Below are 12421 nucleotides of genomic sequence, written 5' to 3' on the forward strand. Positions count from 1 at the left end.
GCCAGAAGGAGACCTTCATGTCTTACTACCATAGCCGGACGACGACCCTGCCGTTCGACGAAGCCATGGCGCGGGTGCGGGAGGCGCTAAAGGCCGAGCAGTTCGGCGTCATCACCGAGATTGATGTCGCCAACACCTTCAAACAGAAGCTGGACGTCGATTTTCGCCCCTACATCATCCTGGGGGCCTGCAATCCCAAGGCTGCTCATGAAGCTCTGCTGGCCGAGGACAAGGTGGGCGTCATGCTTCCGTGCAATGTCATCATCCAGGCCTCGCCCTCGGGGTCCGGGTGCGAGATCGCAGCTGTCGATCCGGTCGCCTCCATGTCGGCCATCGACAATCCGGCGTTGAAGACCAAGGCGCAAGACATCGGGGCCAGCCTTGTTCGAGCGATTGACGCGGCCGTCGCCTGACATCGCATAGCCCTGTGCAACTGATCAGACGGCGACGTCGAAGAGGCGGCCCACTCCGGCGGTGATGGCCATGGCCAGGGCGCCCCAGAAGACGACCCGAACGACAGAGCGTCCCATGGGCGCGCCGCCGGCCCTGGCGCCCAGGGCGCCCAGCACGGCCAGGCCGATCAGGGCCGACCCGGCGACCCAGACGACCAGGCCTGTCATGGGTGCCACCGCCGCCACGATCAGGGGCAGGGCGGCGCCGGCCGAAAAGGTGACGGCGGAGGTCAGCGCGGCCTGGATCGGACGCGCCGTGGTGATCTCGGATATGCCGAGTTCGTCCCTCGCATGCGCCCCCAGGGCGTCATGGCTCATCATCTGCCGCGCGACCTCAGTCGCCAGCTCCGGCGCTACGCCGCGATCGACATAGATGCCGGCCAGTTCGCGCAATTCGGCCTCGTGGTCGCCCGCCAGTTCGGAGGTTTCACGTGCGAGGTCGGCCTTCTCGGTGTCCGACTGGGAACTGACGGAGACGTACTCGCCCGCGGCCATCGACATGGCTCCGGCCGCCAGTCCGGCGACGCCTGCGATCAGGACGCCTGCATGGCCGGTCGAGGCCGCCGCGACGCCGACGACCAGGCTGGCGGTCGAGACCAGTCCGTCATTGGCGCCGAGCACGGCGGCGCGCAGCCAGCCGATCCGCTCGACCCGGTGCGATTCCCGATGAGCCATGGTCCTGTTCTCCTGAGCGATGCTCGAGAAGACGCCCGATGCATGGAAGTGGCAAGGGCGGAAGCGCGGCTTGAGCCCCTGGCTGCTGTCCTTCGATCAGCGCCCATGTGATTTCCGATTGCGCTCCCTCGGGTGTAGATTGTGAAAACGACGTTCTTCAACTGGGTGGAGGCAGGCGAGATGGAGCAGTCCAGAAGCGGGTCAGCGACCGGGGGGGCGCTGTCGCGTCGGCACATGCTCGTCGCCGCAGGGGCGGGCGCAGCCGCCTTCGCCGCGGGTCGAGCCTATGGTCGTCCGCAGTCGGCAGGTCAGCCTCTGCTGTTCACCAATCTTCGTCTCTTCGACGGCGTTACGGCGCGCTTGCACGACGGCCGCAGCGTCCTGGTCGAAGGCGGTCGGATATCTGCGGTGCTCAGAGGCGCCGACCGCCCGACCGAGGGCGTCCAGACCATCGACTGCGGCGGTCGTACCCTGATGCCGGGGCTGATCGACGCCCACTGGCACTCGATGCTGTGCGCCATGTCGATGATGGAGCTGATGACCGCCGATCTGGGTCTGATCACCTTGGCGGCGGCGGCGGAAGCCGAGCGCACCCTGATGCGCGGCTTCACCAGCATCCGGGATCTGGCCGGGCCGGCCTTCAGCCTCAAGCGCGCCATCGACGCCGGTCTGGCGGTCGGCCCCCGGATCTGGCCGTCCGGCGCCATGATCTCCCAGACGGGCGGCCACGGCGACTTCCGCATGCCCCACGAAGTGCCCACCGCGCCCGGCGCCCCCCTGTCGCGCGGCGAGGTGCTCGGCGCCGGCGCCATCGCCGACGGGACGGAGCAGGTGCTGAAACGCTCGCGCGAGCAACTGATGCTGGGCGCCAGCCAGCTCAAGCTGGCCGCAGGCGGGGGCGTGGCGTCGACCTATGATCCGATCGACGTGGCCCAGTACACCGAGGCCGAGTTCCGCGCCGCCGTCGATTCCGCCGAGAACTGGGGGACCTATGTGACGGTCCACGCCTATACGCCGCGCGCCATGCAGACGGCGATCCGGGGCGGCGTGCGCTGCATCGACCACGGCCAGATGCTGGACGATGAGACGGCCCGCATGATAGCCGGGGAAGGCGTGTGGTTCTCCTCCCAGGCCTTCGTCGCCGGCCCCTACGCCAATCAGTACCCTGAGGGCTCGGCCAGTCAGGTCAAGCAGAGCGTCATGTTCGCCGGCACGGACGCGGCCTTCGAACTGGCCAAGAAGCACCGGCTCAAGACGGCCTGGGGCACCGACATTCTCTTCGATCCCGCCATGACCAAGAACCAGGGCGCGATCCTGGCCCAGATGACGCGCTGGTATTCCAGCGACGAGGTCCTGATCATGGCCACGAGCCGCAACGCCGAGCTCCTGGGCCTGTCGGGCGAACGCAATCCCTATCCGGGCAAGCTCGGGGTCATCGAAGCCGGGGCCTACGCCGATCTCCTGATCGTCGACGGCGATCCCCTGACCGACATCGCCCTGGTTGCGGACCCGGAAGCCAATCTGCGGCTGATCATGAAGGGCGGGCGCATCTACAAGAACAGACTGCTGACGGCCTGAGGGCGCCGTCAGGATCGATGGCGGGGCGACGCTCCGGGCAGGGCGCGTCGCGAGAAACTGATCGGCCTGACCGGCCTCTGTCCATGACGCCTGGGCGGGATTGTGCCAGAGTGATCCATCAACCGCTCGGAAGCGCTCCATGAGCCTGTCCCTTGCCTTCCACGGCGCGGCGGAATGCGTCACCGGGTCCTGTGCGCTCGTCGCGTTCGACGGCGGACGTTTCCTGGTGGATTGCGGACTGTTTCAGGGATCGAAGTCGCTCAAGGCGCTGAACTACGACCCCTTTCCATTTGACGTTTCGTCGATTGACGCCGTCTTCCTGACCCACGCCCACATCGATCATTCAGGCTTGCTGCCCAAGCTGGTGCGGGCTGGCTATCGGGGGCCGATCTATGCGACCCGCGCCACGCGGGACCTGTGCGAGGTCATGCTGGCGGACGCCGCCGAGATTCAGGAGGGGGACGTCGCCCATCTGAACCGGCGCAACCAGAGGCGCGGCGTCGATCCCGTGGAGCCCATCTATACGGTGGCGGATGTCGCGCCGACCCTGCGCCTGTTTCAGACCGTGAAGTTCGGCGAGCTGATCGAACCCTTGCCCGGGGTGCAGGCCCGTTGGTGGCCCGCAGGTCATCTCCTGGGCGCGGCCTCCATCGAGGTGGTCGTCATGGACGACGGCAAGCCGGTGCGTCTGCTGTTCTCGGGCGACCTGGGCTCGGGCCATCAGCCCTTGCTGCCGAGCCCGGACGGCCCGGTCGGGGTGGATCATGTCATCCTGGAATCCACCTATGGCGACCGCGTTCGCGAAGACCTGACGCCGGAGGCGAGGCAGCGGATTCTGACAGAGGAGGTGCGGCAGGCCAAGGCGGCCGGCGGGCCCCTGCTGATGCCTGCCTTCGCCGTGGGGCGCGCCCAGGAACTGATCCTCGACCTGCTGGCGGTGATGCGCGACGCCCCGGAGCTGGCGGGGGACATCTTTCTGGATTCACCTCTGGCCATCGAGGCCACCGACGTCTTCCTGCGCAGGGGCTGGAACGTCGAGGCGGACGAGAACCCCTATCTTGAACTCCGCCACGCGCCCCGCCTGCACTATCTGATGCGGCCTCAGGAAAGCGACGGGCTGGAGCGGCTGCGCGACTGGCATGTCATCCTGGCGGGCAGCGGCATGTGCGACGCCGGCCGTATCCGGCGCCATCTGAAGCGGCTGCTCTGGCGTCGCGAGACGACCGTGTTGATCACCGGCTTCCAGGCGGCAGGAACCCTGGGTCGCGTGCTTTTGGAAGGGCGGCGGTTCGTGCGCATCCAAGGCGACGACGTGCGCGTCAATGCGCGCATCCGCCAGATGGACGCCTATTCCGCCCATGCCGACGCCGTCGGCCTGACGGCCTGGCTTAAGGCGCGCGAGCCGGTGGCGGGCAAGGTCTTCCTGGTCCACGGCGAGCCTGACGCCCGCCTGGGACTGGCGGCCCGTCTGTCGGCGGCGGGGAGGCATGAGCAGACCATCATCTCGCCCGGCTTGGACCAGGCCTACGCTCTGACCCCGAGTGCGGCGGAACCCTTGGAAGGCGACGGGCGCCTGACGCCCGGCGTGGCGGGCAGGCCCGACTGGCGCAACGGCCGCGCCGAACTGCTCGGGGACATCAATGAAGCCTTGCAGGGCGCGCCCGACGATGCGGCGCGCGAGGCCCTGATCGCGCGGCTGCGGACAGCTCTGGGCCTGTCGCCCCGTTTAAATGTCGCCGCCGCCCTGGCGCAGGCCTTCACATCCGAAGGCCAGGGCCGCTCCAAACAAGGAGGTTCGCATGAAACAGGCGCTGATCGTCGCCCACCCGCGCGCTCATAGCTTCACCCTGGCCATGGCGGAGGCCTATGCCGCGGCGGCGCGAGAGGAGGGGACCGAGGTAGTCGTGCGCGACCTCTATCGTCTGGACTTCGACCCGCTGCTGCAGGCCGACGAACTGCCGGACCATGAGGGCTTTCAGCCGCGCGCCGACGTCTTGAGCGAACGCGCCGTCATCGGCGACGCCGACGTCTTCGCCTTCTTCTACCCGCTCTGGTTCAACGCGCCGCCGGCCATGCTCAAGGGCTATGTCGAGCGGGTCTTTGGCATGGGGTTCGGCTATTCCTCGTTCGGTCTGGAGGGCAATCAGCCGATGCTTTCCGGGCGGAGACTGGTCAGTTTCACCAGTTCAGGCGCACCCCAGCACTGGGTGGAGCACTCGGGCGCCTGGGACGCCATGCGAAAGCACTTCGACGACCATCTGGCGGCCGTGACGGGGCTGGAACTCATCGGTCACTACAATATCGGCGAGGTGGCGCCGGGAATGCGAGAGGACGTGGTCGCCCGTCGTGCGGCTGGCGTGGCGGCGACGGCGAGGCGGATCGCCCACGGCGGACGTTGATCTCGGCGCGCCCTCAAGAGCGCCGGTGAGGTCAGCCGCCCCAGAGGAAGGCGGTCGGCACGTCGTAGCGTTCCTGTCCGATCGTCACCGTCACGGTGTCCTCGCCGGTCATGGTCGAGCGCGCGGCGGGGTCTCGCGACTGGCCCTGGGCGTCGAAGCTGAGGGTGCGGCCCTTACCGCCTTCCAACAACAGGGTGACGTCGGCGCTGCGGTCGGCGCGGCGCACGACGCCGGCCTGGCACTGGCCAGAGGACGGCAGGCCGGGGCCGCGACACCCGATCGACGCGACGGCGTTGAACGTCGTGCCCGGCACGCGGGCGTCTGCGGCCTCCGTCACCTGGGGCGAGGGGCGAGGGACGGAGATCAGGGCGACGCCGTCGATCTGACCGACCGATGTCCCGCCGAGAGCGGCGATGGCGGCCTGATCCGAGGCGGGGCAGCCCACCAGGTCGGCGCTGTCGTCCAGATAGTCGACGGTGGCGGCCGTTTCCCCGATGCGGCGGCACGGGGCGCCCGCAGCCGGGTAGCCGTCTCCGACGACGCGGAGCGTGGCGGGCCAGGCGAAGGGCGCCGCCGCCGGGGACGTCGTCGGGACGGGGGTCGTGGGACTGGTCTGCTCAGGCTGGCTGCAGGCGGCCAGGCTCAGGGCCGCGACCGAGCCGAGCAGCAGGACGGCGGGCTTGGAAAGCGTCATGTCGGGCTCTCTGCTCAGCGCGACGTGCGGCTGATGACGATGGAGTAGGAACCTGTTTCGCCCCGGCGGGCCGTGGCGCGGACCTGATAGGGCTGGATCATATAGGTCCCGTCCGCCTGGGCCTGGATCACGGCCTCTTCGCCGTCGACATCGCCCCGGTGGGCGGCGACGCCCTGATCGGCCACGTCGAAGACGTTCATGTAGAGGTTGGTGTTGCCGGGCTTGAACGTCACCTTCAGCGTCTGGCCCGCCGCCACGGGAATGACATAGGCGGGCGCCTCATAGCCGCGAACCTCGCCCGTTACGGTCGTCTCGCCGTCGCTGGACAGGGTCACCGCCTCGATGGTCGTCTCCGGCGTCACGCGCGCCTTGGCCGCGGTCATGTCGACGGCGGGCAGGGCGGCGGCTTGGCTCGGCGCGGGCGCGACCGGCGCGGCGGCCGGGGCTTCGGCGGCCGAAGCGGCTGGCTCGGACGGAGACGGGCTGCAGGCCGCCAGGCCGACCGTGGCGGCCGTGGCGACCGCTAGAATGGTGAGGTAGTTCATGTCGACGCTCTCTGGTTCAGCAGGCGGTGGTCCTGCTGCATCTCTGGTATCGCGGGGCTGCGGCAAAGGTTCCAGAGCCTTCTCGGACTTTGGAGAAATACCGGCAAGGTCTTCGAGATTTCGCAGATCGACGCCGTGCGCCCGACCGGCGGTCAGGCGCTAGAAGGGAAAGAAGATCGGGATCGCGATCACGCCGACCAGCCATGTGACCAGGTTGAGCGGCACGCCGACCCGCACGAAGTCCATGTATTTGTACCGGCCGACCTGGAAGACCAGAACATTGGTCTGATAGCCGAAGGGGGTGGCGAAGGCGGCGCTGGCGGCCATCATGACGGCGATCAGGAAGGGGCGGGGCTCCACGCCGAGGCTTTCCGCCAGGGCGACGGCCACTGGGGTGATCAGGACGGCGACGGCGGCGTTGGACAGGAACTCGGTCGCGAACAGGGTGACGCCGTAGAGGATGGCCAGGGCCGCCAGGGGGCCGAAGGGGCGGATGACATCGATCAGCAGGGCTGTTCCGGACGCCGCCAGCCCCGTCACCTCGATGGACAGCCCCACCACCACCATGCCGGCGATCAGCAGTAGGACCTCGGGCCGCAGGCCGGCGTAGGCCTCCTCGGGGCTGATGACCCTGAGCAGGATCAGGAGGACCGCCCCGGCGAAGGCGGCTGCGGCGATGGGGGCGATGCCCAGGGCGGCGGCGAGGATGACCCCGACGAAGACGACCATGGAAACCAGGGCGCGTTTCAGATCGAAGGGCCGGTCAACGGCGAACAGCTTCAGGTCGCCCATTGTGCCGTCGCCGGTCTGGGCGTGAGGCGTCGGGCCGTCGAGCGCCGCGTCTTCGGCTCCGGCAAGGAGGCGCCCGCCGAACAGAAAGAGATACAGCCCGCCCGCCGCAGCGATGATCAGGCCGACGGGCGTGATTTCGAAGAGACCGAAGACCGGCTGGCCCGCATTGCGCGCCATGTCGTTGACCAGCAGGTTGGTCGAGGTGCCGATCAAGGTGCAGGCCCCGCCCATGATGGTGATGTAGCTGAGCGGGATCAGGAAACGCTTGGGGGAGAGGTTGAGCGAGACGGCGACGTCCTTCACCACAGGCGCGGCCAGGACCACGATGGGGGTGTTGTTGAGGAAGGCGGACGCTCCGCCGCACAGGAGCATGACCAGCCACAGACCGGCGGCGCCCAATCGCGCGCACAGGCGCGTGGCCTGGCGGATCAGCAGGCCCAGCAAGCCTGACAGCTCTATGGCGTAGGCGATGACGAAGAGGCAGGCGAGAGCGATGACGGCGGGGCTGGCGAAGGCCGCCTGGACCTCGACGGGACGGATGACGCCCATGACCAGCAGGGCAGCGGCCGCCGTCAGAGCGGCGACGTCGGAGCGGAGGCGGCCCTGGATGAGGACAGCGATGACAAGGACGAGGACGACCAGCGCCGCGATCTGATTGAAGTCCATCGCCGTTCCGAAGACATCCGGTCGCCCCACCGCGAGGCTTGCCTGTCCCCATTACGGCGATTGTCGTGCTATTCCCATGGGCATGATGCGCAGGATCGTAACTATCCCGAGGGCGGGCGGCGTGGTGAGAGGCGTCTGTGCTCTGGCGGCCGCTCTGATGCTGGCGCAGTGCGACCGGGTCGAGCCTGAGGCGACGGGGCCGACCCCCGCCCCGGCGTCCGCCCCTTCAGCCCCGGACCCCGTCGTGGTCATAGGACCGCCGACGCCGAGGGCGGCCCTGACGCGCGCCGACATCCTGACGGCGGCTTCGGCGGCGGCGTCGGCCTATGCCGCAGGTCAGCCGCAGAGCGGGGAAAGCCTCGTCGGGCGGCGCTTTTCCGTTCGCATCGCCTTTGGCTGCACAGGCCCGGCCGCGTCGGAGGCGGCGGGGGCGCCGGACGGCCTCGCCCGCTGGTCATGGAGCCGGGACGGGCGCGCGGCGCGCCTGTCGATGACGCCCACCGACTGGACCGAGTCTGCGCTCGTCGCCGCCGGACCAGAGTCCCCCTGGGAAGCGGTGGAGGGCTTCTGGGCGCCGCGACCCTGGATGATGTCCGAAGACTGTCCTCGAGTGGAGGGCGATCCCTTGCGCGCGGCCGGAACGGAGGCTTCACCCCAGACGGTGGCTCTGGCGGCCGTGTTCGAGAAGGGGGGATCGCGCATTGGCCGCCGCAGCGGCCGCGCCTACGCCTTTACCCGGCGGTTCGAGGCGGGACAGACGCCTTCTGCCCCTGAAGACGGCTATCGCCTTCGTCTGGAGGGGCGTCTGGCCGCCTTCCCGGACGGACGCGCTGTTCGGTGCCAGGCGGACAATCCCGACCAGCGGCCGGTCTGCGTGGTCGCCGTCGTGCTCGAACGGGTCGCCTATGAAGAGGCGAGCGGCGCCCTCTTGAGCGAGTGGCGGCCAGGCTAGGGCCGTCCTTCAGGCCGGACCCGGCGACAACTTGACGGCGTCCTGCTGCGCGCCTCGGTTTTGGCGCCGATCAGCGGTTAGTGCGCCCCCGCCTGCGACGGCAGGTGGTCCTTCTCGAAGCGGCCCAGCCTATCGACCAGAGCGCTTCCGGCGGCGTTCAGGCCCGTGACTTCGACGACGGCGCCTTGCCGGCGGTAGCGGAAGACGACCTTGTCCAGGGCGGCGACGCCGGTCATATCCCACAGATGGGCGTCGCTCATGTCGATCTCGACCCGTTCGGGGCGTCCATGATGCTCGAAACCGGCGGCGAAAAGCTCGGCGGAGGCAAAAAAGAGCTGGCCTGAAACCCTGTAGCGCAGCACGCCGGGTTCAGGCGTCGGGATCTCGGCCACGATCAGGGTCTTGCCGACCTTGCGCATGAAGAAGATCGCCGACAGGACCACGCCCAGGACGACGCCCTTGGACAGGTCGTGGGTGGCCACCACCGTGCCGGTCGTGGCGATCATGACGATAGAGGACTGGAAAGGCGTGGAGCGCAGCTTCACCACGGACCCCCAGTCGAAGGTGCCGATCGAAACCATGATCATGACCGCCACCAGGGCGGCCATGGGAATCTGGGCGACCCAGTCGCGCAGCACCAGGATCAGGAACAACAAGAAGAGGCCGGCCCAGAGCGTGGACAGGCGGCCGCGACCGCCCGAGGTGACGTTGATGATCGACTGGCCTATCATGGCGCAGCCCGCCATGCCGCCGAACAGCGACGAGGCGATGTTGGCGATGCCCTGGCCGCGCGTCTCGCGATCCTTGTCCGAAGGCGTGTCGGTCAGGTCGTCCAGCAGATTCGCGGTCAGCAGGCTTTCCAGCAGCCCGACGAAGGCCAGGGTCGCGGAGACCGGGGCGATGATGGCGAAGGTCTCCCAGGTCAGGGGGACGCTGGGAAGATGGAACATCGGGAGCGTTGAGGGCATCTGGCCCATGTCGCCTACCGTCCGCACGTCCAGGCCGGTCCAGATCACGAAGCCGCTCAGCAGGACGATGGCCACCAGGGGCGAGGGCACGGCTCTGGTCAGGCGCGGCAGACCGTAGATGATGACCAGAGCTGCGCCCACCAGGGCGAAGGTTTGCCAGTTGGCCCCAATCAGTTCGGGCATCTGGGCCAGGAAGATCAGGATGGCCAGCGAGTTGACGAAGCCTGTCATGACGCTGCGGCTGACGAACTTGATGTAGCGGCCCAGCTTCAGCAGGCCGATGATGATTTGGAACACCCCGCAAAGCAGAGAGGCGGCGAACAGGTACTCCAGGCCGTGGTCGCGCACGAGCGTGACCATCAGCAGGGCCATGGCGCCGGTCGCGGCGGAGATCATGGCCGGACGACCGCCGACGAAGGCGATGGTCACGGCGATGACGAAGCTTGCGTACAGGCCGACCGCCGGGTCGACCCCGGCGATGATGGAAAAGGCGATGGCTTCAGGGATGAGGGCCAGGGCCACGACAGTCCCGGCCAGCAGGTCGCGGCGCGGACTGGCGAGCCATTGCTGACGCGCGGAAGCGATAAGGGTCATAGAGGTTCGTCTTCAGGTCGGCTGCAAGACCCGGCGCTCGGCCGAGGTCATGGGCAGCCTCGAAGTTTCCCGACGGATCGGCGGACGGGATAGCCACCCTTGGCCTGCAGGCAGGTTCGGGTCCGAGGTGAAGAGGTCTGATGCGGGTCGCCGCCGAAAAAGGCAAGCCTGCTGCGCCAGAGGCCCCACGGCTGCGAAGCGATCAGGGGTTCAGTCCCGATCTGAGATCGGTTGGATCGTATCTGTCGTCGATGAGCGTGCGGGATCGCACACGGGCCGGGCCGCCGCCGGCTTGGTGCGGGAAATCTAAAATTCCTATTCTGAAACGATCTCTATCCTGATTATTTTACATGAAATTGACGGACTAAACTTTGTCAGAGCACGCATTTGTTTTGCCTGTTCAGTATATAATTGTATTCCTGTCACAGAACTATTGCGCTTGTCCAATAAGTCTCCGTCGGAGGGGCTGGCGGGATGTGTATCTTTGATGCGCGGCGGCCCGGTCATTCTATGGGAACTTCGCAATGCTTCGACTGTCCAACATTCTCATGGCCGGTGCTGCGGTCATGGCTCTTGCAGCCTGCGGCAGCGCTGAGGTCGCGTCGCCGGGAGAGGGCGATTTCGGCAACGGCGGCAATAACGGCGGCAACAACGGCGGCAACAATCCTCCGCCCGGGACGCCGGCAGCGGACTGCCCGACCGGATTCGCCAATGTCGGCGTCGTCGCCAACGGCACGCTTCGCGCCTGCCAACTGCCGCAGCAGGTGCTCGGCAATCTGACCGTGCCGCTGCGCGCCGGCACCATCTATTCCATCGCCGGCCGCACCGAAGTGGGCACGGACCGCGGCGCCAATGCGGCTGCGCCGATCGCCGGCAGCCAGCAGGGCATCCTGACCATCGAGGCGGGCGTGAAGCTCTTTGCTTCGGGCGGCGCCGACTATCTGCTGGTCAACCGGGGCTCGCAGATCTTCGCCGAAGGCACCGCGACCAGCCCGATCATCTTCACCAGCCGTCAGGACGTCGAGGGCACCACCACCGCCAACTCCCAGGGCCAGTGGGGCGGCATCGTCGTCACGGGCCGTGCGCCCACGGCGGTCTGTCCGGTGGGCGTGACGGCTCCGAACGAAGCCTGCGTCGGTCAGGTCGAGGGCACCAGCGCCAACTACGGCGGCAATACGACGGCCGACAACTCGGGTCGTCTGCGCTATATCCAGATCAAGTATTCCGGGTTTGAAATCTCGACCAACAACGAGCTTCAGGCCCTGACCCTGGCCGGCGTCGGCTCGGGCACGACCATCGACCACATCCAGTCCTACAACAGCTCTGACGACGGCATCGAGATCTTCGGCGGCACGGTCAACCTGAGCCACATCGTCATCAACGGCGCTGACGACGACGGCCTGGACACCGACACCGGCTGGCGAGGCGGAGCCCAGTTCGGCATCGTCACCCAGCGCCCGACCGCCGTCACCAACGGCAGCCGCGGCTACGAATGGTCGGCGGCCCCGTCCGGCACGGCCTTCTTCGCCCAGCCGCGCGTGTCCAACTGGACCATTGTCGGCCGCAACGCCGCTGTGGCGTCTGACGCCGTCATCACGCTGAACACGGGCACCCAGCCCACCATCATCAACTCGATCTTCACCAACCCGTCGACCTCGGCGGCCGCCTGCCTGGATATCGACGACGGTCAGACCGTGACCAATGCGCCGATCTTCCGCTCGGTCTTCCTCGCTTGCTCGCGTCCGTTCGAAGACGACTCCAACGTCAATGCGGCGGCGACCGGCGCGGTCTTCACCACGGCCACCAACGTCAACAACGTGACCAACGGCGTCTCGACCATGACGGCTCCGGCCGGCGCCACCATGCAGAACACGGTCCTGGCCTTCATCAACGGGGCCAATGAGACGGCGGTCACGCCGGTGGACGCCCGTGCGGTCTACAGCTTCTTCACCCCGGTGACCTACATCGGCGCCGTGCGGAACGCCGGAGACACCTGGTATCTCGGCTGGACCTGCGGCTTCCAGGCCGGCTCGACCTGCTGAGCCAGACAGAGCGGGAGCGAGGCGTTCGACGCCTCGCTCCCATCGTCCTCCGAACCCCCAAGGC

At 67.8% G+C, this 12421-nt stretch carries 11 protein-coding genes and 1 other annotated feature; of the genes, 6 read left to right on the top strand and 5 right to left on the bottom strand.

The window, feature by feature from the left end:
• The first annotated feature begins 17 nt into the window (after positions 1-17).
• The gene (locus DXK21_RS01435; protein WP_114816009.1) at positions 18-413 is read left to right on the top strand and encodes a DUF302 domain-containing protein; all 396 of its coding nucleotides are present in this window, start codon (positions 18-20) and stop codon (positions 411-413) included.
• A 24-nt stretch (positions 414-437) separates the two neighbouring features.
• Here DXK21_RS01435 and DXK21_RS01440 read toward each other — a convergent pair whose 3' ends face one another.
• A complete protein-coding gene (locus DXK21_RS01440) occupies positions 438-1127 on the bottom strand; it encodes a VIT1/CCC1 transporter family protein (RefSeq protein ID WP_114816010.1) in 690 nt (229 codons plus the stop codon).
• Between the two features lie 141 nt (positions 1128-1268).
• On the opposite strand from DXK21_RS01440, the gene DXK21_RS01445 reads away from it, so the two are divergent.
• From DXK21_RS01445 to DXK21_RS01455, 3 genes are all read left to right on the top strand, one after another.
• Positions 1269-2705: a metal-dependent hydrolase family protein gene (locus DXK21_RS01445; protein ID WP_211305947.1), complete on the top strand. Its 1437-nt coding sequence runs from the start codon at positions 1269-1271 to the stop codon at positions 2703-2705.
• A 139-nt stretch (positions 2706-2844) separates the two neighbouring features.
• Entirely contained in the window at positions 2845-4545 is a 1701-nt protein-coding gene (locus tag DXK21_RS01450; RefSeq protein ID WP_114816012.1) for an MBL fold metallo-hydrolase RNA specificity domain-containing protein, read from the top strand.
• A complete protein-coding gene (locus DXK21_RS01455; protein ID WP_114816013.1) occupies positions 4505-5104 on the top strand; it encodes an NAD(P)H-dependent oxidoreductase in 600 nt (199 codons plus the stop codon). The genes DXK21_RS01450 and DXK21_RS01455 overlap by 41 nt, the downstream gene beginning before the upstream one ends.
• A gap of 31 nt (positions 5105-5135) precedes the next feature.
• On the opposite strand, the gene DXK21_RS01460 is transcribed toward DXK21_RS01455, so the two are convergent.
• From DXK21_RS01460 to DXK21_RS01470, 3 genes are all read right to left on the bottom strand, one after another.
• Positions 5136-5798 carry a hypothetical protein gene (locus DXK21_RS01460; RefSeq protein ID WP_114816014.1) on the bottom strand — a complete coding sequence of 221 codons (663 nt, stop codon included), beginning with the start codon at positions 5796-5798 and terminating at the stop codon, positions 5136-5138.
• 14 nt (positions 5799-5812) lie between these two features.
• Entirely contained in the window at positions 5813-6343 is a 531-nt protein-coding gene (locus DXK21_RS01465; RefSeq protein ID WP_114816015.1) for a hypothetical protein, read from the bottom strand.
• Positions 6344-6502: 159 nt separating this feature from the next.
• Complete coding sequence (locus DXK21_RS01470; protein WP_114816016.1) at positions 6503-7801, bottom strand: SLC13 family permease; 1299 nt, start codon at positions 7799-7801, stop codon at positions 6503-6505.
• Positions 7802-7883: 82 nt separating this feature from the next.
• On the opposite strand from DXK21_RS01470, the gene DXK21_RS01475 reads away from it, so the two are divergent.
• Complete coding sequence (locus DXK21_RS01475) at positions 7884-8753, top strand: hypothetical protein (protein WP_245945030.1); 870 nt, start codon at positions 7884-7886, stop codon at positions 8751-8753.
• Positions 8754-8830: 77 nt separating this feature from the next.
• Here DXK21_RS01475 and DXK21_RS01480 read toward each other — a convergent pair whose 3' ends face one another.
• A complete protein-coding gene (locus DXK21_RS01480; protein WP_211305948.1) occupies positions 8831-10315 on the bottom strand; it encodes a SulP family inorganic anion transporter in 1485 nt (494 codons plus the stop codon).
• Positions 10316-10378: 63 nt separating this feature from the next.
• Positions 10379-10442: a sequence feature (sul1 is cis-regulatory element that is thought to sense ions involved in sulfur or methionine metabolism; They are found in Alphaproteobacteria), on the bottom strand.
• 397 nt (positions 10443-10839) lie between these two features.
• Between DXK21_RS01480 and DXK21_RS01485 the strand changes: the two genes are divergently transcribed.
• Positions 10840-12357 (top strand): hypothetical protein, encoded by a 1518-nt coding sequence (locus DXK21_RS01485; protein ID WP_114816017.1) that lies wholly within the window; start codon positions 10840-10842, stop codon positions 12355-12357.
• Positions 12358-12421: the final 64 nt, after the last annotated feature.

Source organism: Brevundimonas bullata (assembly GCF_003350205.1).
Classification (GTDB): Bacteria; Pseudomonadota; Alphaproteobacteria; order Caulobacterales; family Caulobacteraceae; genus Brevundimonas; species Brevundimonas bullata.

Coding starts and splice junctions, on each gene's coding strand:
- DXK21_RS01470 (WP_114816016.1), bottom strand. CDS start 7,801: ATGGACTTCAATCAGATCGCGGCGCTGGTCGTCCTCGTCCTTGTCATC.
- DXK21_RS01475 (WP_245945030.1), top strand. CDS start 7,884: ATGATGCGCAGGATCGTAACTATCCCGAGGGCGGGCGGCGTGGTGAGA.
- DXK21_RS01485 (WP_114816017.1), top strand. CDS start 10,840: ATGCTTCGACTGTCCAACATTCTCATGGCCGGTGCTGCGGTCATGGCT.
- DXK21_RS01480 (WP_211305948.1), bottom strand. CDS start 10,315: ATGACCCTTATCGCTTCCGCGCGTCAGCAATGGCTCGCCAGTCCGCGC.
- DXK21_RS01435 (WP_114816009.1), top strand. CDS start 18: ATGTCTTACTACCATAGCCGGACGACGACCCTGCCGTTCGACGAAGCC.
- DXK21_RS01460 (WP_114816014.1), bottom strand. CDS start 5,798: ATGACGCTTTCCAAGCCCGCCGTCCTGCTGCTCGGCTCGGTCGCGGCC.
- DXK21_RS01450 (WP_114816012.1), top strand. CDS start 2,845: ATGAGCCTGTCCCTTGCCTTCCACGGCGCGGCGGAATGCGTCACCGGG.
- DXK21_RS01440 (WP_114816010.1), bottom strand. CDS start 1,127: ATGGCTCATCGGGAATCGCACCGGGTCGAGCGGATCGGCTGGCTGCGC.
- DXK21_RS01455 (WP_114816013.1), top strand. CDS start 4,505: ATGAAACAGGCGCTGATCGTCGCCCACCCGCGCGCTCATAGCTTCACC.
- DXK21_RS01465 (WP_114816015.1), bottom strand. CDS start 6,343: ATGAACTACCTCACCATTCTAGCGGTCGCCACGGCCGCCACGGTCGGC.